The 22,122-nt window shown below is 68.7% G+C and carries 13 protein-coding genes; 8 read left to right on the top strand and 5 right to left on the bottom strand.

Features of this window, described 5'->3' with window-relative positions; translation table 11 throughout:
* Positions 1–73 precede the first annotated feature (73 nt).
* From ACLJO0_RS04660 to ACLJO0_RS04650, 3 genes are all read left to right on the top strand, one after another.
* Positions 74–1,150, top strand: coding sequence for a sensor histidine kinase (locus ACLJO0_RS04660; RefSeq protein ID WP_410576688.1), 1,077 nt, complete (start codon positions 74–76; stop codon positions 1,148–1,150).
* Complete coding sequence (locus tag ACLJO0_RS04655) at positions 1,147–1,815, top strand: response regulator (protein ID WP_410576687.1); 669 nt, start codon at positions 1,147–1,149, stop codon at positions 1,813–1,815. Before ACLJO0_RS04660 ends, ACLJO0_RS04655 begins: the two co-directional genes overlap by 4 nt.
* A 109-nt stretch (positions 1,816–1,924) precedes the next feature.
* Positions 1,925–4,027 (top strand): MMPL family transporter, encoded by a 2,103-nt coding sequence (locus ACLJO0_RS04650; RefSeq protein WP_410576686.1) that lies wholly within the window; start codon positions 1,925–1,927, stop codon positions 4,025–4,027.
* Between the two features lie 83 nt (positions 4,028–4,110).
* Here the strand turns inward: ACLJO0_RS04650 and ACLJO0_RS04645 are convergent, their stop codons facing one another.
* Together ACLJO0_RS04645 and ACLJO0_RS04640 are read right to left on the bottom strand one after the other, a co-directional pair.
* The gene (locus ACLJO0_RS04645; RefSeq protein WP_410576685.1) at positions 4,111–6,282 is read right to left on the bottom strand and encodes a 3-hydroxyacyl-CoA dehydrogenase NAD-binding domain-containing protein; all 2,172 of its coding nucleotides are present in this window, start codon (positions 6,280–6,282) and stop codon (positions 4,111–4,113) included.
* A gap of 10 nt (positions 6,283–6,292) precedes the next feature.
* On the bottom strand, positions 6,293–7,504 hold the full coding sequence (locus tag ACLJO0_RS04640) for an acetyl-CoA C-acetyltransferase (protein WP_125673897.1): 1,212 nt from the start codon (positions 7,502–7,504) through the stop codon (positions 6,293–6,295).
* Positions 7,505–7,649: 145 nt separating this feature from the next.
* Between ACLJO0_RS04640 and ACLJO0_RS04635 the strand changes: the two genes are divergently transcribed.
* From ACLJO0_RS04635 to ACLJO0_RS04625, 3 genes are all read left to right on the top strand, one after another.
* The gene (locus ACLJO0_RS04635; protein WP_410576684.1) at positions 7,650–8,834 is read left to right on the top strand and encodes a TetR/AcrR family transcriptional regulator; all 1,185 of its coding nucleotides are present in this window, start codon (positions 7,650–7,652) and stop codon (positions 8,832–8,834) included.
* A gap of 219 nt (positions 8,835–9,053) precedes the next feature.
* Positions 9,054–10,349 carry an acyl-CoA dehydrogenase family protein gene (locus tag ACLJO0_RS04630; RefSeq protein ID WP_410576970.1) on the top strand — a complete coding sequence of 432 codons (1,296 nt, stop codon included), beginning with the start codon at positions 9,054–9,056 and terminating at the stop codon, positions 10,347–10,349.
* 180 nt (positions 10,350–10,529) lie between these two features.
* Positions 10,530–11,738 carry an acyl-CoA dehydrogenase family protein gene (locus tag ACLJO0_RS04625; RefSeq protein WP_410576683.1) on the top strand — a complete coding sequence of 403 codons (1,209 nt, stop codon included), beginning with the start codon at positions 10,530–10,532 and terminating at the stop codon, positions 11,736–11,738.
* Positions 11,739–11,854: 116 nt separating this feature from the next.
* Here ACLJO0_RS04625 and ACLJO0_RS04620 read toward each other — a convergent pair whose 3' ends face one another.
* The gene (locus tag ACLJO0_RS04620) at positions 11,855–15,040 is read right to left on the bottom strand and encodes a BTAD domain-containing putative transcriptional regulator (RefSeq protein WP_410576682.1); all 3,186 of its coding nucleotides are present in this window, start codon (positions 15,038–15,040) and stop codon (positions 11,855–11,857) included.
* Between the two features lie 196 nt (positions 15,041–15,236).
* On the opposite strand from ACLJO0_RS04620, the gene ACLJO0_RS04615 reads away from it, so the two are divergent.
* Together ACLJO0_RS04615 and pcp are read left to right on the top strand one after the other, a co-directional pair.
* Positions 15,237–16,652: a M1 family metallopeptidase gene (locus ACLJO0_RS04615; RefSeq protein ID WP_410576681.1), complete on the top strand. Its 1,416-nt coding sequence runs from the start codon at positions 15,237–15,239 to the stop codon at positions 16,650–16,652.
* A gap of 26 nt (positions 16,653–16,678) precedes the next feature.
* The gene (gene pcp / locus ACLJO0_RS04610; protein ID WP_410576680.1) at positions 16,679–17,314 is read left to right on the top strand and encodes a pyroglutamyl-peptidase I; all 636 of its coding nucleotides are present in this window, start codon (positions 16,679–16,681) and stop codon (positions 17,312–17,314) included.
* Here pcp and ACLJO0_RS04605 read toward each other — a convergent pair whose 3' ends face one another.
* Together ACLJO0_RS04605 and ACLJO0_RS04600 are read right to left on the bottom strand one after the other, a co-directional pair.
* Entirely contained in the window at positions 17,315–19,102 is a 1,788-nt protein-coding gene (locus tag ACLJO0_RS04605; RefSeq protein ID WP_410576679.1) for an Hsp70 family protein, read from the bottom strand. It abuts the gene before it with no gap.
* Between the two features lie 301 nt (positions 19,103–19,403).
* Complete coding sequence (locus ACLJO0_RS04600; RefSeq protein ID WP_125791213.1) at positions 19,404–21,962, bottom strand: ATP-dependent Clp protease ATP-binding subunit; 2,559 nt, start codon at positions 21,960–21,962, stop codon at positions 19,404–19,406.
* Between the last annotated feature and the right edge of the window lie 160 nt (positions 21,963–22,122).

The following is a 22,122-nucleotide window of genomic DNA, read 5'->3' as shown; positions in this document are numbered from 1 at the left end:
CTTGATCACAAAAATGAGTTTGAACGTAAAAATCATTTTTGTCAATCGCGCCGGATCGCGCTACTCTCGTCGTGTGGCGATCCTGCGGCGGTACTCGGCGGACATCGCGATCACCGTCGCGGTGCTCGCGGGGTCCGCCATGGCCTTCTTCGGTGACAACGCCGAGGCGCCGCGCAACGCCGCCCTCGGCTGGGTCTGCGCGGTGCTCGCCTGTGCCGCACTGTTCCTGCGCCGCCGGTATCCGCTCCCCGTCGCGATCTTCACCGCGGTCTGCTGCGCGATCTACTACCCGAACACCGATCCCGACGGGTTCGTGCTGCTCGCCTTCGCCTTCGCGCTGTACAACAACGCCTCCACCGGGCGGATCCGCAGCGCGGCGGTCGTCGCGGCGGCTTCGATGGGCGGCGTCGCGATCGGCGAGTCACGGGCCGGCGCCTCACGGCAGGTGGACGACTTCGCGTTCCTGCTGATGGCTGGTTGGTTCATCGCGCTGGTCGCGGTCGGAGCGGTGACGTACTACCGCCGCGAAGCCGAGCGCACCAAGGAGGCCGAGGCACAACGAAGGGCAGCGGATGAGCGGCTCCGGATCGCCCGCGAACTGCACGACGTCCTCGGCCACAACCTCGCACTCATCAACGTCCAAGCGGGTGCGGCACTGCACGGCAAGGATCCGGCGAAATCCGAGGAGGCGCTGGCCACGATCAAACAGACCAGCAAGGAGGCGTTGCGCGAACTCCGCGCCACCCTGGGCATGCTGCGGCAGGCGGACACACCGAGCCTGGCCAGGGTCGCCGAATTGGCGAAGGCCGCGGGCGCGCACGGGCTGACCGTCCGGACCGAGATCGACGGCACGGCGACGGAGCTGCCGCCCGACGTCGAACACGCCGCCTTCCGCGTCGTCCAGGAGGCGCTGACCAACGTCGCGCGCCACGCCGCCGCGAACACCGTCGTGGTGCGGATCGGCTACACACCCCATGATGTGTCCGTGCAGATCGACGACGACGGCCGGGGAGGCGCGGCGAAACCCGGCAACGGGATCCGAGGGATGACCGAACGGGCCGAGGCCCTCGGCGGTGAGCTCACCGCCGCCGCGCGCGAAGACGGCGGATTCCGGGTGCGTGCCCGGCTTCCCTTGCGGGTGAGGAAATGATCCGGGTCCTGCTCGTCGACGACCAGCGGCTGGTCCGCGCCGGGTTCAAATCCATTTTGGACGGTGAACCCGACATCACCGTGGTCGCCGAAGCGGCCGACGGGCGTGAGTCCCTCGAAGCGGCGCGCGAACACAAACCCGATGTCGTCCTGATGGACATCCGGATGCCGGTGATGGACGGACTCACCGCGACCCGGCATCTGCTCGAAGATCCGGTGCTGACCGGGACCAGGGTCGTCATCCTCACCACCTTCGATCTCGACGAAGACGTCTACGGCGCACTGCGCGCCGGTGCCAGCGGGTTCCTGGTCAAGGACACCGAACCGGACGAACTGATCCGCGGTGTCCGAGTGGTCGCCGGGGGCGACGCGCTGCTCGCGCCGTCGATCACCCGCCGCCTGATCTCCGAATTCGCCGGCCGGGTCGCCAGGCCCGGCCCCTCGCCCACCCTGAACCGGCTCACCGAAAGGGAACGCGAAGTGATGAGCCTTGTCGCGGCCGGCCTGTCCAACGACGAGATCGCGAAGGAACTCGTGCTCAGCCCGGCGACGGCGAAGACGCACGTCAGCCGGATCATGACCAAAGTGGACGTCCGTGATCGCGCGCAACTCGTCGTGCTCGCCTACGAATCGGGCATGGTCACCCCTCGCTGGTTGACCCCGTGACCACAACCCCGGTAGTACGGGAGGAGCCTTAGGGGTACCCAGAAGTTGTGGCCCGAGTGCCCGCCGGAGCCCGACGCCATCCGGGCCGGGAAAGCCGATGCTTTCCGCCATGGACACCATCACTCTTCCCCGGCGACAGCCGCCTGGGGGTGCGCTCTCGAAGCTGGCGGGCTGGTCTCAGCGCCACCGCTGGCTGGCCGTTTCGCTCTGGCTGCTCACCCTCATCGGTGTCACGCTGGGCTCACAGCTGGCGGGCAGCGCCTACCACGACGACCATTCTTTGCCGGGCACCGAATCCCAGCAGATCATGGACCTGTTCAAGGCACAGGCTCCCGCGCAGACCGGTGCGACGGCGGAAATCGTCTTCAAGAGCGAGACCGGACTCGCGACCGCACGCGGACCGATCGACGGGATGCTCGCCGAGGTCCGTGGCCAGCCGCATGTGAAGTCGGTGACGAGTCCCTTCGACACCCCGTCGGCCATCTCCCGTGAGGGCACGATCGGTTACGCGGCGATCGCTTTCGACCTCGAGTCGAATGATCTGCCGTACGACGACATCGTGCGCGTCGTCGACACCGCGAAGAAGGCGGAGGCGGCCGGGCTCCAGGTCGAACTCGGTGGCGAGCCGATCAAACGGACCAGTGAAAGCGGCGGTCCGTCGGAGGGCGTCGGGTTGCTGGCCGCGCTGGTGGTCCTCGTCTTCCTGTTCCGCTCGATCCTCGCCGCCGGGCTCCCGGTGATCGCGGCGGTCTTCGCCGTCGGCAGCACACTCGGCGTGATCGTGCTCGTCAGCAGGTTTGTCGACATCGCGAGCTACACGGTGCCGCTGATGATGCTGGTCGGGTTCGGGGTGGGCGTGGACTACGCGCTGCTCATCTTTTCCCGGTACCGCAGCGAAATCCTGGGCGGTCTCGACCGGGAACAGGCGGCGCGACGGGCGCTCGACACCGCGGGCCGATCGGTGCTGTTCGCCGGCGGCACGGTGATCATCGCGTTGCTCGGCCTGCTCGCGCTGGGCCTCGGTTCGCTGCGCGGGGTCGCCCTCGCGGTGGCGCTGACCGTGCTCGTGACGATGCTCGCGTCGATCACCCTGCTGCCCGCGCTGCTCTCCCTTTTCGGCCGCCGTCTGGAAAAGGGCATCCGCAAGCACGCCGGGAAACGGGAACACGGCAAAGCCTGGGGCCGGCTCGGGGACGCGGTGCAACGACGGCCGATGGTTCCACTCGCGATCGGCCTGCTCGTTCTCGTCGGGCTTTCCTTGCCCGCGCTCGGCATGCGCCTCGGATTCGCCGACGCCGGGACGGATCCGGAGACCTCGACCACCAGGCAGGCCTACGACCTGATGTCGGAGGGTTTCGGCCCCGGGTTCAGTGAGCCGCTGGTCGTGGTCACCGAAAACGGTGATGGCGTCGCGCTGCAGCGGAAACTCGAAGCCACGCCCGGAATCGCCGAGGTGACGCCGCCGATGGGCCAGGGCGTCACGACGGTCCTCGCCTTCCCGACCTCTTCGCCGCAGGACGAGGCGACCGCCGATCTGGTGGAACGGTTGCGGACGGAAGTGTTGCCGGGACTGCCGGGTAAGTACCTGGTCGGCGGGAGTGTCGCGGCGGCGGTGGACTTCGCGGACGCCGTCGGCGACCGGTTACCCCTGTTCGTGCTGGTGGTCGTCGGTTTGTCGGCGCTGCTGCTGATGGTCGTGTTCCGCTCGATCCTCATCCCGCTCAAGGCGGCCCTGTTGAACCTGCTGAGCATCGGTGCCGCGCTCGGCGTGATGACGGCGGTGTTCGGCGATGGCCTGTTCGGGGCGCAGCCGGGACCGATCGAGGCGTTCGTGCCGGTGCTGATCTTCGCGATCGTGTTCGGGCTTTCCATGGACTACGAGGTGTTCCTGGTTTCCCGGATGCACGAGGAATGGCGGCGCACCGGCGACGCTCGTCATGCCGTCCGTCAGGGGCTCGCCTCCACCGGCGGGGTGATCACGGCGGCGGCGGTGATCATGATCCTGGTGTTCGGGGCGTTCCTGCTCAACCCCGACCGGATGCTGGCGCAGTTCGGTCTCGGGCTGGCGGTGGCGGTGCTGGTGGACGCGTTCGTGATCCGCTGTCTCGTGGTGCCCGCGGTGATGCGGCTGCTCGGGAAACGCGCCTGGTGGCTGCCGCGATGGCTGGACCGGCGGTTGCCGCATGTGGCGCTGGAACCGTCTTCCCGCTGACCCCCGATGCAATGAACGGTCCTTTCCTTGCAAATTTCGCAAGGAAAGGACCGTTCCTAGCACGTTAAAGCGAGTGAAGCGGCTTATTCGTAGATCTCGCCCTTCGCGGCCTTCGCGACCAGCGACTCCGGCGGGGTGAAGTGGTCGCCGTAGCGCTCCGCCAGCTCACGGGCGCGGTCGACGAAGCCCTGCAGGCCACCCTCGTACTGGTTGATGTACTGGATGACACCACCGGTCCACGCCGGGAAGCCGATGCCGAAGATCGAGCCGATGTTGGCGTCGGCGACGGTGGTGAGCACGCCCTCGTCGAAGCACTTCACGGTCTCGAGCGCCTCGGCGAACAGCATGCGCTCCTTGAGGTCCTCGAACGGCACCTCGGCGCTGCCCGACTTGAACGCGTCGCGCAGGCCCGGCCAGAGACCGGTCCGCTTGCCGGCTTCGTCGTAGTCGTAGAAGCCCGAACCGGTGGAACGGCCCTTGCGGTCGAATTCCTCCACCATCCGGTCGATGACACCTTCGGACGCGTGCGCGTTCCAGGTGCCGCCGGCGGCCTCGATCGCTTCGCGGGTCTCCTTGCGGATCTTGCGCGGCAGCGTCAGGGTCAGCTCGTCCATCAGCTGCAGCGGCGGGGCCGGGTAACCGGCCTGGGCACCGGCCTGCTCGATCGACGCGGGCTCGACACCCTCGCCCAGCGCGGCGACGGCCTCGTTGAGGAACGTGCCGATGACGCGCGAGGTGAAGAAGCCGCGGCTGTCGTTGACGACGATCGGGGTCTTCTTGATCTGCAGCGTGTAGTCGAAGACCTTCGCCAGCGTGGCGGGCGAGGTCTTCTCACCGCAGATGATCTCGACGAGCGGCATCTTGTCCACCGGCGAGAAGAAGTGGATTCCGATGAAGTCCTCGCTCCGCTGCACGCCCTCGGCGAGCGCGGTGATCGGCAGGGTCGAGGTGTTGGAGCCGAGTACGGCGTCCGGGTTGACGAAGCCCTCGATCTCCTGGAACACCTTGTGCTTCAGCTCGACGCTCTCGAAGACGGCCTCGATCACGAAGTCGACGCCGGCGAAGTCCTCCGCCTTGTCGGTCGGCTTGATCTTGGCGAGCAGCGCGTCGGACTTCTCCTGCGTGGTCTTGCCGCGGGAAAGAGCCTTCTCCTCCAGCTTGACCGCGTAGCCCTTGCCCTTTTCGGCGCCTTCGAGCGTGACGTCCTTGAGCACGACGTCGATGCCGGCCTTCGCCGAGACGTACGCGATCGCGGCGCCCATCATGCCCGCGCCGACGACGCCGACCTTCTTGGCGGTGTACTTCTCGAAGCCGTCCGGACGCGAGCCGCCGGAGTTGATGCTCTGCAGGTCGAAGAAGAACGCCTTCGTCATGTTCTTCGAAACCTGGCCGGTGGCGAGGCTGATGAAGTAGCGGGTCTCGACGGTGATCGCGGTGTCGAAGTCGACCTGCGAACCCTCGATGGCCGCGGCCAGGATCGCCCGCGGGGCGGGCATGTTCGCGCCCTTGATCTGCTTGCGCAGGTTGGCCGGGAACGCGGGCAGGTTCGCCGCGAAGCTCGGGTTCGACGGGGTGCCGCCCGGGATCTTGTAGCCCTTGACGTCCCACGGCTGCACGCCGCCTTCGGGGTTCGCCTTGATCCACGCCTTCGCGGCCGGGACCAGTTCGTCGACCGTGCCGACGAGCTCGTGCACGAGGCCCAGTTCCTTCGCCTTGGCCGGGCGGTGCCGCTGGCCCTGCAGCAGCACGTTCAGCAGCGCGCTCTGGATGCCGAGCAGGCGCACGGTGCGGACCACGCCACCGCCGCCGGGGAGCAGGCCGAGGGTGACCTCGGGGAGACCGATCTGGCTTCCCTTGACGTCGGCCGCGATGCGGTGGTGCGTCGCGAGGGCGAGTTCGAGACCGCCGCCGAGCGCGGCGCCGTTGATGGCGGCCACGAACGGCTTGCCCAGCTGCTCCAGCCGCCGCATCTGGCCCTTCATCAGGCCGCTGCTCTCGGTGATCTCGGCCGCGTTCTCCGGCTTGGCCTGGATCAGGTCGTTGAGGTCACCGCCGGCGAAGAAGGTCTTCTTGGCCGAGGTGAGGACGACACCGGTGATGCTGTCCTTCTCCGCCTCCAGGCGGTCCACGACGACGCCGAGCGACTCGCGGAAGTCGGCGTTCATCGTGTTGGCGGACTGCTTCGGGTCGTCAAGGGTGAGCACGACGATGCCGTCGGCGTCCTGCTCCCAGCGGATGGTCTTCGCTTCAGTCATTGTCTCTTCCTCAGACCCGCTCGATGATGGTCGCGACGCCCATGCCGCCGCCAATGCACAGGGTGACCAGGGCGCGGCGCGCCTGACGGCGCTCCAGCTCGTCGACGACGGTGCCGACCAGCATCGCGCCGGTGGCGCCCAGCGGGTGCCCCATCGCGATGGCTCCGCCGTTGACGTTGACCTTCTCCTCGTCGAGGTGCAGGTCCTTGATCCACTTGAGGACGACCGAGGCGAAGGCCTCGTTCAGCTCCCACAGGTCGATGTCGTCCGGGGTGAGACCGGCGATCTTGAGGACCTTCTCGGTGGCCGGGGTCGGGCCGGTGAGCATGATCGTGGGCTCGGAGCCGACGGTCGCGGTCGCCACGATGCGGGCGCGCGGGGTCAGGCCGAAGTCCTTGCCGATCTGCTCGTTGCCGACCAGCACCACCGCGGCGCCGTCGACGATGCCGGAAGAGTTGCCACCGGTGTGGACGTGGTTGATCTTCTCGACCGAGTGGTACTTCTGGAGCGCGACGGCGTCGAAGCCGCCCAGCTCACCGATGCCGGCGAAGGCGGGCTTGAGCTTGCCGAGGCCCTCGACGGTGCTGCCGGGGCGACGGTGCTCGTCGTGGTCGAGGATCGTGACGCCGTTGATGTCCTTCACCGGGACGACGGACTTCGCGAAGTAGCCGCCGGACCAGGCCGCTTCGGCCCTTTCCTGCGAGCGGACGGCCCACGCGTCGACGTCCTCGCGGGAGAAGCCCTCGATGGTCGCGATCAGGTCGGCGCCGGTGCCCTGCGGGACGATGTAGTTGTCGTACGCGGTGGCCGGGTCCATGAACAGCGCGCCGCCGTCGGAGCCCATCGGCACGCGCGACATCGACTCGACACCGCCGGCGATGATCAGCTGGTCCCAGCCGGAGCGCACCTTCTGCGCGGCGGTGTTGGTGGCTTCGAGGCCGGAGGCGCAGAAGCGGTTCAGCTGTACGCCGGCGACCGTCTCGGGAAGACCCGCGTTCAAGGCGGCGGTGCGCGCGATCACGGCGCCCTGCTCGCCGACCGGGGACACGACGCCGAGGACGATGTCGTCGATCACCGCGGGGTCGAGGTTCGGGTGCCGGACCTTCAGTTCTTCGATGAGGCCGACCACGAGATCGACCGGCTTGGTGCCGTGGAGGGCACCACCCTTGTTCTTGCCGCGAGGCGTACGGATCGCCTCGTAGATGTAGGCCTCGCTACTCACAGAAAAACTCCTCCGCGTACGGCGCTGTATCAGGATGAAACGTACCGGCCAGTAGCCATGCTAATGCCGATTAACATAAACCGCGATAACCCCATGGTGTCAATGGGTTGCGATGCACGCAACCGACGCTATGGTGAGTTCACCTATGGATCACCCGACCGAGCGTTCAGCCCGACCGCGCGACCGCAAGGCCCAGCTGGCAGGCCTCGCCGCGGAGCTGTTTCGCGCCCGCGGGTTCCACGGTGTCGGCATCAACGACATCGCCGCCGCGGCCGGCATCACCGGGCCCGCGCTGTACCGGCATTTCACGGACAAGCAGGCGGTGCTGTCCTACGTCGTGTTGTCCGGTATCGACGACATGGAGACCGCCACCACCGAGACCCTCGCTGACGTCGACCTTCCCGTTCCCGCGCAGGTCAACGCCCTGTTGGGGACTCTCGCCGCGCAAGCCGTGGAGCGGCGCGAAGTCGCTGCGCTGTGGCGCTGGGAGGGCAGGCATCTGCCCCGGGAGGAACGGCGGGAGATCCGCCGCCGGTCCGGCGCGGTGCTCGAAGCGTGGTCGAAGGCGCTACTCGCGCTGCGTCCGGAACTGACCGCCGACGACGCCGAGCTGCTGTGCTGGGCGGGGCTGAGCGTGTTCGGCAGCGTCTCCGTACATCACACGTCCGTGGCGAAGAAACGCTTCGCGCAGATCCTGGTGCAGCTGGCGGAGTCGGTGCTGCATGTCACACTGCCCGAGCCCGAGAACCGGCCGGAAGAGACGCCGTCGATGGCACTCCGCGAGCCGTCCCGCCGCGAGCAGATCCTCGCGGCCGCGACCGGGCTGTTCGGGCAGCGCGGCTTCCGCGCGGTCAGCATGGAGGAGATCGGCGCGGCGGCCGGGATCGCCGGACCCAGCGTGTACCGGCATTTCCCCAGCAAGGCCGCGTTGATGGTGGCGATCGGGCATCGCGCGGCCGACAGGCTGGCGCTCGCCGCGGAACGCGCGTTGCGGACCGACGACGAACGCGACGCGCTGCGGAGGCTCGCGGCGTCCTATGTACACACCTTGCTGCACACGCCCGAGCTGCTGGTGTCGTTCTCCGGCAGCCCCATGGAGCTGCCGGAACGCGACAAGGCTGACCTGATCCGCGTCCAGCGGGACTACGTCGCGCGCTGGATCGCGCTGGTATCGGAAGTCCGCCCGGAACTGAGCCTGCGCGAAGTGAAGATCACCGTGCACGCGGCGCTGACCATCGCGAACGACCTCGCGCGCACCCGCCGGGTCAACGGCCGCCCGAACATCGAAGCCGAGCTGACCACGCTGATGCACGCCGTTCTCGGCGTCTGAGAGCAGGCTCGCGCTCAGTGGCGCGGGCGCGGCGTGCTCATCCCTGCCATCTCTTCATCTTGTGAGCAATCTGCCTCATGAGAACGACCCGAATCACTCACGAGCGTGACGTTCGCCTCCCCCGTGGTAGCGCATCCGCCCAAGGGGAGTTAACCTACTCACGAGTAGGTAAGCGAGGCAGGGAGACTCACCGTGGGTGCGCCTAGGAAACGAGACGCGATGGGCCTTGGCCTGTCCGCGCTCACCCGGCTGGCCGGGAGCAAGGTCATTGAACGGGCCGGACTTCGGAAGCCCGTGCAGAACCTGGTCAGTGCCGGGACGCGCAACGGCTTCCGGGTCGCGGGCGCGGCGGGACGGACCTTCAAATCCGCCCAAAAGCTCGGCAAGCCCGCGCGGCTCGCGCCTGCCGAGGACACCGGGCTGTTCGACCTCACCCCGAGTGAGGACCAGCAGCTCATCGTCGAAACCGTGACGGAGTTCGCGGCCGAGCAGCTGCGGCCCGCCGCGTCCGACGCCGACGCGAAGCTCCATGCGCCCGAGGGCCTGTTGAGCCGTGCCGCCGAACTCGGCATCACGCTCGTCGGCATCCCCGAGGAGCTGGGCGGCGTCGGCACCGAACGGTCGGTCGTCACGAACGCGCTGGTCGCCGAGGCCCTCGCGCACGGCGACCTCGGCCTCGCGGTCGCGGTGCTCGCGCCGTCCGCGGTCAGCACCGCGCTGGTGTCCTACGGCGACGAGCAGCAGCAGGCGGACTACCTGCCCGCGTTCGTCGGCGAGAACGTCCCGGCCGCGGCGCTCGCGCTGCAGGAGCGCACCGCGCTGTTCGACCCGTTCAAGCCCGCCACCAAGGCCCGCCGCACGCCGAAGGGCTACCAGCTCGACGGCGTGAAGTCGCTGGTGCCGAGGGCGGCGGACGCCGAGCTGTTCATCGTCTCGGCCGACCTCGAAGGCCGGGGTCCCGCGCTGTTCCTCGTGGAGTCGGCCAACTCGGGCGTCACCATCGAGTCCGAACCGGCGATGGGCCTGCGCGGCGCGGCGACCGGGAAGCTGCACCTGGAGAAGGTCGCGTTGCCCGCCGGAGCACTGCTCGGCGGCGGCAAGGCCGAGGTCTTCACCGAGGTCGTCCGGCTCTCGCGGCTCGGCTGGGCCGCGCTGGCCGCCGGTACCGCGAAGGCCGTCCTCGACTACGTGGTGCCTTACGTCAACGAGCGCAAGGCGTTCGGCGAACCGGTGAGCCACCGGCAGGCCGTCGCGTTCTCGGTGGCCGACATCGCCATCGAGCTGGAAGGACTGCGGCTGGTCACGCTCCGCGCCGCTTCCCGCGCCGAACAGGGCAAGCCGTACGCCCGCGAGGTCGCGCTGGCCCGGAAGCTGGCCGTCGACAAGGGAATGCAGATCGGCAGCGTCGGCGTGCAGCTGCTCGGCGGGCACGGCTTCGTCAAGGAACACCCGGTCGAACGCTGGTACCGCGATCTCCGTGCGATCGGCGTGATGGAAGGCGCCGTCCTTCTCTAGGTCGCGCCCTGCAAGCCCTGTTCGCGGTCTTCGCGCCCAGGCGGCCCCTGACGGCACGGGCGGCTCGGCCGAGTACAACCCGGTACGAGACCGAACCGCCCGCACCGCCAGAAACCACCTGGATCACGAAGCCCATCGAACGGACTCACAGGACACGACCAGGACTTTCGAAAGGCAATCATGATCAACCTTGAGGTTCCGAAGAAGGCCGGCACCCTGATCAACCAGGCGTACCAGGCCGCGGCCGAGGTGTTCCGGCCGATCTCGCGCAAGTACGACCGCGCCGAGCACACCTACCCCGCCGAACTCGACATGTTCGCCGCGCTGCTGGACGGGCTGAACTCCTCCGGCGAGGGCGGCGCGGGCGCGGCGGGCGTCCGCCGGTCAGAGAAGAACGAGAAACCGGGCAACCGCAACGGTTCCAACCTCAACATCGTGCTCGGCACGATCGAGATGTGCTGGGGTGACGTCGGTCTGCTGCTGTCGATGCCGCGTCAGGGGCTCGGCAACGCCGCCATCGGCTCGGTCGCCACCGACGAACAGCTCAAGAAGTTCTCCGGGCTGTGGGCCGCGATGGCGATCACCGAACCGGACTGCGGCTCGGACTCGGCCGCGATCACCGCCACCGCGCGGCTCGACGGCGACGAGTACGTGATCAACGGCGAGAAGATCTTCGTGACCGCCGGCGAGCGCGCCGACGCCGTCGTCGTCTGGGCCACTCTGGACAAGACGAAGGGCCGCGCGGCGATCAAGTCGTTCGTCGTCGAGAAGGGCACGCCGGGCTTCGAGGTGGTGCGCGTCGAGCACAAACTCGGCATCCGCGCCTCCGACACCGCCGTGCTGCGCTTCGAGAACGTCCGCGTACCCAAAGAGAATCTCCTCGGCACGCCGGAGATCGACACCGCCAAGGGTTTCGCCGGGGTCATGCAGACCTTCGACAACACCCGTCCGCTGGTCGCCGCCATGGCCATCGGCGTCGCCCGCGCGGCGCTGGAGGAGACCCGGAAGATCCTCACCGACGCCGGCGTGGTCATCGACTACGACAAGCCCGTCCACAGCCAGCACGCCGCGGCCGCGGCGTTCCTTCAGCTGGAGGCGGACTACGAATCGGCGTACCTGCTGACGATGGAGTCGGCGTGGATGGCCGACAACCGCAAGCCGAACTCGCTGCAGGCCTCGATGGCCAAGGCGAAGGCGGGCCGGTCGGTCGTCGAGATCACGCTGAAATGCGTCGAGCTCGCCGGAACGTTGGGTTACACCGAGGAATCGCTGCTGGAGAAGTGGAGCCGGGACGCGAAGATTCTCGACATCTTCGAAGGCACGCAACAGATCCAGCAGCTGATCGTGGCGCGCCGGATCCTGGGCAAGACGAGCTCCGAGCTCAAGTAGCCTCCGTCCTGGACCGGGTCGCGCGGGGTCGTGTTCTATTGAGCCGTAAGGCAAAGGTGGCGTGGTCGGTGCCGGGGGTCGTGAGTGGCGTTTCGGGTTAGAACCCGAAACGCCACTCACGACCCCATTTCGGCAGTGATCCAGGAGACCAGGTCCGGACGCGACAGGCCGGCGTCCTGCACGAGCAGCTCTTCGTAGCGCTCCTCGCCGAAATGCTCGCGAAGGTCGTCGATGAGCTGCCTGATGCCGGGTTCCCCGAGGTCCTGCCTGCCGCGCAGCAGTTTCGCCGCGCCGAGCAGCCGGACAGCCGCCTCGGGCCGCCCCTGCCGGAACCGGATCAGCCCGCAGACCTCGACGATCCGCGCGAGGTCGGGCATGTCGCCGCGTTCCGCGGTGGACTTCACGACGATCGCGGCACCGCGTCCGGCGCCGTCCGGATCTCCGGCGGCCAGCGCGATCTCCGTGTCGATGTATCCGCCGTACTCGTCGCCGAACATGCCCGGCATCGGCACCGTCTCCATCAGCTCCCGGAACCGGACGCCGACCGCGCGTGCCTCGTCGACGCGTCCGGCGCGGCAGAGCAGATCGGCCTTCCCCACCAGCACCATCACCGCGAGCTGGTCGTTGCCCGTGTCGATCGCGTAGCGCTCCGCGTCGCGCATCTCACGCATCGCCGTGTCGAGGTCACCGGCCCGCGCGTACTCCGTCGCGAGCCGCCAGCGCTGCTGGATCACGTCGTCCTGCGACCCCAGTTCGAGTGCGAGGTCGAGGCCTCGCCGGTACAGCGCGAGCGCGGCGTCGTGATCGCCCGACATCGAGATGTCGCTCGCCTTCATGCCAACGGCCATCGCGGTTCCCCAGCGGTCGCCCACGGCCGTGAACCCTTCGTAGGCCCTGTCCCTGGCCCTGTCCGCGCCTTCGGGGTCGCCGTCGTCGGCGAGGATGAAGCTGTACGCCCACGACCCCGCCGACCTGGCCCACGGGTCCGGGCTCGCCAGCGCCCTCTCGACCTCGCGATGCGCGAGTTCCTTGTTCTGGCTGAAGAAGGCCAGCATCGGCAGGCCGATGGCCAGTCCGGCGAACCGGGTGTGCGCGTTCGTCCGCACGCAGTCTTCGATGAGTTCCCGCACGGCTTCGCGGTCGCCGGCTCCCGGCACCATCGAGGTGATCTCGCCCATCGCCCGGAACGCTGCCGCGAAGTCCTCCTCCAGCCGGTCACCGAAACCGAGCACTTCGGCGACGAAGGACTCGACCCGGTCGCTGTCGCCCTTGACCAGCCAGTACCAGAAGGTGTTGCCGAGCAGGCGCGTCGCCATTTCCGCGTCGCCCGCGTCGATGGCCTGGCGAAGCGCTGTCACGATGTTGCCGTGTTCCGCGTCGTAGCGGGAGATGGCGACGAGCTGATCCGCGGTCCGCAGCATCGGCTCCAGCCGCTCGGCGAGCTGGGCGTAGTAGCGGTGATAGGCCTTCGTGAGCTGTTCTCGCTCTTCGGCCTCGTCGAGCCGTTCCGCCGCGTACGCCCGGATGGTCTCCAGCATGCGGTACCGCGGCTCGCCGTGATCGCCGGTCATCGCGTCCACAATGGACTTCTCGACGAGCGAACCGAGGACGTACAGGACGTCTTCGGCGGCCAGGCCGTCTCCGGCGCAGACCCCTTCGACGGCTTCGACCTCGGCACCCGCCCCGAAGACCGAGAGCCGCCTGGCGAGCACGCGCTCGGCGTCGTCGAGCAGATCCCAGCTCCACTCGACGACGGCACGCAGCGTGCGCTGCCTCGGCAACGCCGTCCGGCTGCCCGAGGTCAGCAGGCGGAACCGGTCGTCGAGACGCTGCGAGATCTGCGCGACGGTCATCGACCGCAGCCGCGCGGCGGCCAGTTCCAGTGCCAGCGGCATGCCGTCGAGCCGCCGGCAGATCTGCGCGACGGCGTCCACAGTGGACTCGTCGAGGAGGAAGTCCGGGCGCACGGCCACCGCCCTGTCGACGAACAGCCGGATCGCGCCCGCCTCGGCCGCCTGCGGGACGGTCGGCGTCCCCTCCGGGACGGACAGCGGGCCGAGCGGGCACAGCGTCTCGCCGTCGATGGCCAGCGCCTCGCGGCTCGTCGCGAGGATGCGCAGCGTCGGCACGCGGCGCAGCAGGGTGTTCGCCAGCTCCGCGGCCGCGTCGACCAGATGCTCGCAGTTGTCCAGCACCAGCACCGACTCGCCGGCGCCGAGCGTCTCCACGACCCTGGCCAGCGCGTCCACCGGGCGCCGCATCGGATCGCCGCCATGCGAAAGGCCGAGATCCCACAGCTCCAGCGCGGCGAAGACCGCGCCGGGCAGGTCGCCGGGGTCGCGGACGCCGGCGAGCGGCACGAACCAGACGCGTCCGCGCGCGTGCGCCGGATGCCGCGTCGCGACCTCGGTGGCCAGCCGCGTCTTCCCGGCGCCGCCGGACCCGACGAGCGTCACCAGCCGCGCACCCGCGAGGAGCTCCGCGACCAGCTTCAACTCGTCGTCACGGCCGACGAAACTGGTCAGCCGGACCGGGAGGTGATCGGCGGCCGCGGGCGGCGGGCCGAGCTCACCGCGCAACGCGGCGAGATGGATCTCCTGGAGTTCGGCCGACGGGTCGACACCGAGCTGATCGGCCAGCGCCGCGCGGACCTCCTCGTAGACGGCGAGGGCGTCGGACTGCCGGTCCGCCGCGCACAACGCCCGGATCCACAGCCCGGCGAGCCGTTCGCGCAGCGGATTCCGCGCGGCCGCCTCCTTCAGATCCGCCAGCACCCGGCCGTGCCCACCGAGCCGGATCTCCGCTTCGAAGCGATCTTCGGCGGCTTCGAGCCGCAGATCCTCCAGCCGGGTCGCTGGTGCCTGCGCGAAAGGGGCTTCGAGCACGTCGGACAGCGCTTGACCACGCCAGAGGCCGAGCGCTTCGGCGAGGACCGCGGCCGCACCCGCGTCCCGGCCGGCCGCCAGCTCCGCGCGGCCCTCGGCCGCCAGCCGTTCGAAACGGAAGACGTCGACGTCCTCGCGGGCGACGTCCAGCCGGTAGCCGCCAGGGCCGGAGTCGAGCGCGACGCCATCGGCACGCAGGACCTTGCGCAACCGCGAGACCAGCGACTGCAACGCGTTCGCCGCGTCGGCCGGCGGTTCCGCGCCCCAGAGACCGTCGATGAGGGCGGTCGCCGGGACCGCGCGACCGGCGTCCAGCGCGAGCCTGGCCAAGAGCATGCGGAGGCGGGCACCGCCGATGTCGACCGGGGTGCCGTCACCGGCCTCCGCTCCGACCGGGCCCAGCAGCGTCACACGCACGACCCCAGCTTTCCAGAAGCCGCAAACCGATAGCCCCATCAGGCTGTGTCTATCGGAGCGCGCTGTCGGACTTCCGGACCTCGTTCAGGCGACGGAAGTGGGGATTATCCGGGCACGAAGGATCTTTCCGGGCGGACGGCCGAGGTCACGGCGCTACGTTCGTGACCGAGTCACAGCCGATCGACTGGGAGCGTGAATGAGGTACCGGAGTGCGGCCGTCATCGCCGCCGTTCTGGCCGCGAGTGTCCTCGGCGGCGGGGCCGCCGTCGCCGACACCGGGAAACCCGGCGCCGACGGCGCGGGCGACGGCTACTACCCGCAGGACGGCAACGGCGGCTATGACGTCGGCGACTACAACCTGAAAATCGGCTACGAGCCCGCCACCAAACAGCTCACCGGCCTCCAGACGATCACCGGCCGGACCACCCAGGCGCTGAGCTCGTTCAACCTCGACCTGCGCGGGCTGACCGTCGACTCGGTCAAGGTCAACGGGCGGAAGGCGGCCTTCACCCGCACCGGTGACCACGAACTCGTGATCACCCCGGCGCGGTCGCTGCGGAACCACGAGCGGTTCACCGCCGAGATCGCCTACCACGGCGTCCCGCGGCCGATCGAGGATCCGTCGCTGGGCGAGAACGGCTGGCAGTACGCGAAATCCGGCGGCGCGTTCGTCGCGGGCGAGCCGAAGTCCGCGACCACCTGGTACCCGGTCAACGACACCCCGCGGGACAAGGCGACCTTCCACCTCGCGGTCACCGTTCCCTCGGAATGGGGCGTCATCTCGAACGGCCGCGAGCGCGGGCGGTTCGCTTCGGGGAAGAACACCACGTACGTCTGGGCCGAAGAGACCCCGGCCGTGCCGTACATGACGACGGTCGCGATCGACAAATGGGAGTTCGAGCGGACGAAGCTGTCCGACGGCACCCCGGTCGTCAACGCCTACGCCCCCGGCACCCCCGCGGCGACGAAGCAGGCCGAGGCGCGGCTGCCGGAGATCATCGACTTCCTGGCGTCGAAGTTCGGGCGCTACCCGGTGGACGCGGCGGGCGGCATCTTCCTCGCCGAGCCGATCGGCTTCTCCCTGGAGACGCTGAGCAGGCCGATCTACTCGGGCGCGGCGGGCAACGTCCCGACGATCGTGCACGAGAACGCCCACCAGTGGTGGGGCGACTCGGTCGCCGTCGACAAGTGGAAGGACGTCTGCCTCAACGAATGCTTCGCCTCGTACGCGGAATGGCTCTGGTCCGAGGCGAAGTCGGGGCAGGACCTCAAGGCGCGCTACCTGACCGCCGTGCAGAAGGCGACGGACCGGTTCTGGGCCGGGAAACTGTACGACATGGGGCCCGGCAACGAGTTCACGTACGTCTACTCGAAGGGCCCGGTGGCGCTGCACGCGCTGAAGAACTACATCGGCGCGGCGCCGTTCGACCGCGTCCTGAAGACGTGGCCCGCCATCCACCGCGACGGCAACGCGAGCCTGCCGGAGTTCCAGAAGTTCGCCGAACGCGTCGCGCACAAGGACCTTCAGGGCTTCTTCGACGCGTGGTTCTACGGCAACACCAAACCGGCGCCCGAGTTCCTCTACCCCGGGGACCTCAAGCCCGCTGCCTGACCGTCGTCACACGTTAGGGTGAGGGCATGACGTCAGTGCTCCTCACCGGTTTCGAACCGTTCGGCGGTGAGCGGGTGAACCCGTCGTGGCAGGCGGTTTCCCTGCTCACCGGCCGTCGGCACGACGCCGTGGCCGTCGAACTGCCGTGCGTGTTCTCGCGTTCGCTGGTCACCTTGCGCGACGCGATCGACGAGTACCGGCCGGAACTGGTGATCTGCGTCGGACAGGCGGGCGGCCGCGCCGGCGTCACCCCGGAACGCGTCGCGATCAACCTGATCGACGCCCGCATCCCGGACAACGCCGGCTCGCAACCCGTCGACGTCCCGGTGATCCCCGGCGGGCCCAACGCGTACTTCACCACTCTGCCGGTGAAAGCGTGTGTCGCGGGGATCGAGCACGCGGGACTTCCCGCGTCGGTCTCGCACACCGCCGGGACGTACGTGTGCAACCAGGTCTTCTACGGGCTGATGCACTTGCTGGACAACGACTTTCCCGGCGTACGCGGCGGTTTCGTGCACGTGCCGTACACGCCGGAACAGGCCGCGCGGACGACCGCGCCGAGCCTGGCCGTGCACCGCGCGGCGGAGGCACTGGAGATCATCGTGGACACCGCGCTTTCGGTGACCGAGGATCTCGCGACCCCGGCGGGCACCCTGCACTGATCAGGGCTTGAGCTGTGCGGTGAAGAACTCGACCATCTCCGCGGTGGTGCGCGAGGTGCCGTCGCTGCTGGTCGAGACGAGCATCGCGCTCAACGGCGCGTCCTCGGTGCCGAAGAGCACGATGCCGCTTCGCTTGCCCGCGCCCGCCATGTAGCGCCCGCGGAGCCCGTCGGCCGCCCAGGTGCCCTCAACGGGCTTGCCCTTGGTCATCCGCTGCCGGACGCCGTCCTCCAGACCGGTCATCGCGACGCCCTGGTAGTAGTTGATCGCGTTCGACGCCTTGTCGTCGGAGAACACACAGGTGACCGCCGACGACGCCCCCACCGTGGCGGCCGCGTCCGGCGCCTCCCGGCAGTCGTCCCCCTTCGGGACGACCGCGGCGATCCGGCGGAGACAGTCCGTGAAGCCCTGCGCGTCCTTCGTCCCCGCCTGATCGCAGCTCACCGGTTTCGCCGGGGCCGGTCCGGCGACCGGCGCTTCCTCGCCGCCGGTGAGCAGGACGATCGTCGTCACGATCGCCGCGAGGGCGAGCACGATGACGCCGTACGTCGTGGGCTTCTGCCAGCTCCGGCCCGGCGGGGGCGGAGTCGGCGTCCAGCGCGGCGGCTGCGGGCGGCGCGGCTGTTGTTGTATGGGTTGTGGCTGCACGGGCTGCTGCTGAACGGGCTGTTGCCGCACCGGCGGCGCGACCGGCGCGAAGGCGGGCACGGTCAGCTGGGAATCATCGCCACCCGCGGGCACGTGGTGCAGCCCGAACGCGACCGCCGTCTCCGGCTGATCCTGCGTGGTCGGCGCGATCCTGAGCTGATTCGCCAGCAGGCTCGCCAGCAACGGCATCCGGCTCGGCCCGCCGACGAGGTAGACGCCGCCGAGCCGCTCCGGCGACAGTCCTGCGCGGCGGATCGTGGTGGCCAGCAGCTCGGCGCTACGCAGGAAACTCGGCCGGACGAGCGCCTCGAGCTCCGTCCGCGTCACCCGCACGTCGCCGAACGGCTCCGGCATCGGGATCTCGGTCTGCTGGTGCCGGGACAGGCTTTCCTTGGCGTCACGGACATCCTGCAGCAACGACCGGCGCGTCCGGCGGTCGCTGACCGACTGCGGACGCAGGATCCGTTGCCACCGCGCGGGTTCGGAATGCGACACCTCACGGCCGATGTGCACCAGCAGCGCCTGGTCGATGTCGAGACTGCCGAGATCGGGCAGGCCGTCCTCGGCGAGCACGGCGAACCCCTGTGCGCTGACACCGACGACCGCGCAGTCGAAGGTGCCTGCCCCGAGGTCGTACACCGCGATCGGACCGGGCGGCCGCTGACCATGGTTGAGGGAGGCGTAGTGCGCGGCTGCGGCGACCGGCTCGGGAATGAGCACCGTCGTGGGAAAACCGGCCTTGAGCGCGGCGTCGCGGAGGATCTGTTTGCGATCCGGGCCCCAGCCCGCGGGATGGGAGATCCGCACCTGCGCGGGCAGGCGCTGGAGGAGTAGCTCGGCCTCCTCACCGACCCGGCGCAGGACCGCGGCGAAGGCGTCGGCGATGGGCAACGTGACCTCACCGAGCTGGAGAGCGCCCTCGTCGATGCGCCGCTTCGGATTCGCCTCGAACCGGCTCGGATCCAGCCGGGCCCGGCGTTCGGCGTCGCGGCCGACGAAGACGGTGCCGTCCTTGTCGACGTAGATCGCGGACGACATCGTCACCGACCCGTCGATCTCGACGACCTGCGTCCCCCTGCCGTGGATCGAAAGCACCCCCACCGTGCTGGAGGTACCGAAATCGATCGCCAGAACGTCCACCTGACCCCCTCCCGGACCCGAAGGCATCGTCTCACGCCCCCCGATCACGCGAGTTCCGCCTCTGATCACGCGAGTTACGTCCCTGATCACGCGAGTTCCGCGCCCAATCACGCGAGTTACGTCCCTGATCACGCGAGTTCGCCATCCACGCACGCCGACCCCCTGTGCGGAAAAGACGAACTCACGTGATTGAGCACGTAACTCACGTGATTGAGCGCGTAACTCACGTGATCAGAAGGCGCAGACGCGAAAGTGCCCGCCGCGGCAAACCCGCGACGGGCACTTCCGGAACCACAGGGCGTTACTCGCCCTCGGCTTCACCGTTCTCTTCGGTCGAGCCGGCACCGATGCTCACCGGCGGGGCGTCCGGGACCGACGAGGGCCGGGCTTCGCCACGGAAGACGAAGTGCGCCTTGTCGTCCTTCTCGCCCTCTTCGTCGTTCCAGCCTTCGACGTCGACCAGGATGATCTGGCCGGCCTGGATCTCGCCGAACAGGATCTTCTCCGACAGCTGGTCCTCGATCTCGCGCTGGATCGTGCGGCGCAGCGGCCGCGCGCCCAGCACCGGGTCGAAGCCGCGCTTGGCGAGCAGCGCCTTGGCCTTGGGCGTGAGCTCGAGCTCCATGTCCTTGGCCTTGAGCTGCTTCTCGACCCGGGCGGCCATCAGATCGACCATCTGGATGATCTGGTCCTTGGTCAGCTGGTGGAAGACGATGATGTCGTCGATCCGGTTCAGGAACTCAGGCCGGAAATGCTTCTTCATTTCCTCGTTGACCTTTTGCTTCATCTTCTCGTACCGGTTGGCGGTGTCGCCTCCCTGCGAGAACCCGAGCGAGACGGACTTGGAGATGTCCGAGGTACCCAGGTTCGAGGTGAAGATGAGCACGGTGTTCTTGAAGTCGACCGTACGACCCTGGCCGTCGGTGAGACGGCCGTCTTCGAGGACCTGCAGGAGCGTGTTGTAGATCTCCTGGTGGGCCTTCTCGATCTCGTCGAACAGCACCACCGAGAACGGCTTGCGCCGCACCTTCTCGGTCAGCTGGCCGCCCTCTTCGTAGCCGACGTAGCCCGGAGGGGCACCGAAGAGCCGCGAAGCGGTGTAGCGGTCGTGGAACTCGCCCATGTCGATCTGGATGAGCGCGTCGTCCTCGCCGAACAGGAACGCCGCGAGCGCCTTGGACAGCTCGGTCTTACCGACACCGGACGGGCCGGCGAAGATGAACGAGCCGGAGGGGCGCTTCGGGTCCTTCAGGCCGGCACGGGTGCGGCGGATCGCCTGGGAGACGGCCTTGACGGCGTCCTCCTGGCCGATGATCCGCTTGTGCAGCTCGTCCTCCATGCGGAGCAGACGCGTGGTCTCCTCCTCGGTGAGCTTGAACACCGGGATGCCGGTCCAGTTGGCGAGGACCTCGGCGATCTGCTCCTCGTCGACCTCGGCGACGACGTCGAGGTCGCCGTCCTTCCACTGCTTCTCCCGCTCACCCTTCTGGCCGAGGAGGGTCTTCTCCTCGTCACGGAGGCGGGCGGCGCGCTCGAAGTCCTGCGCGTCTATCGCGGACTCCTTGTCCCTGCGCACGTCGGCGATCTTCTCGTCGAACTCGCGCAGGTCCGGCGGCGCGGTCATGCGGCGGATGCGCATCCGGGCACCGGCCTCGTCGATCAGGTCGATCGCCTTGTCCGGGAGGAAGCGGTCGTTGATGTAGCGGTCCGCGAGGGTGGCCGCCTGCACCAGCGCGCCGTCGGTGATCGAGACGCGGTGGTGCGCCTCGTACCGGTCGCGGAGACCCTTCAGGATCTCGATCGTGTGCTCGAGCGACGGCTCGCCGACCTGGATCGGCTGGAAGCGGCGCTCCAGCGCGGCGTCCTTCTCGATGTACTTGCGGTACTCCTCGAGGGTGGTCGCGCCGATCGTCTGCAGCTCACCACGGGCCAGCATCGGCTTCAGGATCGACGCGGCGTCGATCGCGCCCTCGGCGGCACCCGCGCCGACGAGCGTGTGCAGCTCGTCGATGAACAGGATGATGTCGCCGCGGGTCTTGATCTCTTTGAGCACCTTCTTGAGGCGCTCTTCGAAGTCACCGCGGTACCGGGAACCGGCGACCAGGGAGCCGAGGTCGAGGGTGTAGAGCTGCTTGTCCTTCAGCGTCTCGGGCACCTCGCCCTTGACGATGTTCTGCGCGAGCCCCTCGACGACGGCGGTCTTGCCGACGCCGGGCTCACCGATCAGGACCGGGTTGTTCTTGGTGCGCCGCGACAGCACCTGCATGACCCGCTCGATCTCTTTACCGCGGCCGATGACCGGGTCGAGCTTGCCTTCGCGGGCCTGCACGGTCAGGTTGCGGCCGAACTGGTCGAGCACCAGCGACGACGACGGGGTGCCTTCACCGCGTCCGGAGCCGGTCTCGGTCGACTCCTTGCCACCCTGGTAGCCCGACAGCAGCTGCAGGACCTGCTGACGCACCCGGTTGAGGTCCGCGCCGAGCTTGACGAGCACCTGTGCGGCGACGCCTTCGCCCTCGCGGATGAGCCCGAGCAGGATGTGCTCGGTGCCGATGTAGTTGTGGCCGAGCTGCAGCGCTTCGCGCAGCGACAGCTCAAGCACCTTCTTGGCCCGCGGGGTGAAGGGGATGTGCCCGCTCGGGGCCTGCTGCCCCTGGCCGATGATCTCCTCGACCTGTTGGCGGACGCCCTCCAGCGCGATGCCCAGCGATTCCAGCGCCTTGGCGGCGACACCTTCACCCTCGTGGATCAGACCCAGGAGGATGTGCTCGGTGCCGATGTAGTTGTGGTTGAGCATCCTGGCTTCTTCTTGGGCCAGGACGACCACCCGCCTCGCGCGGTCGGTGAACCTCTCAAACATGTGCACTCCCTCGACTGCTGCGACGGCGGCCCGTTTCCATCGTGCTTTCACCGCGATGGATTCAGCACCGTGAGACCACTCTAGTAGCCACGCGGTCGCGCTGGCGTACCACTACGGCTGATTGCGGCCCGTTCGCGCCCGGCCCGTTCTCGGGCCGTGC

The organism is Amycolatopsis sp. lyj-108 (genome assembly GCF_046549005.1).
In the GTDB taxonomy this organism is placed as follows: Bacteria; Actinomycetota; Actinomycetes; order Mycobacteriales; family Pseudonocardiaceae; genus Amycolatopsis.
The sequence above is the reverse complement of the archived record's forward strand: the minus strand, read 5'-3'. Positions and strand labels throughout refer to the sequence as shown.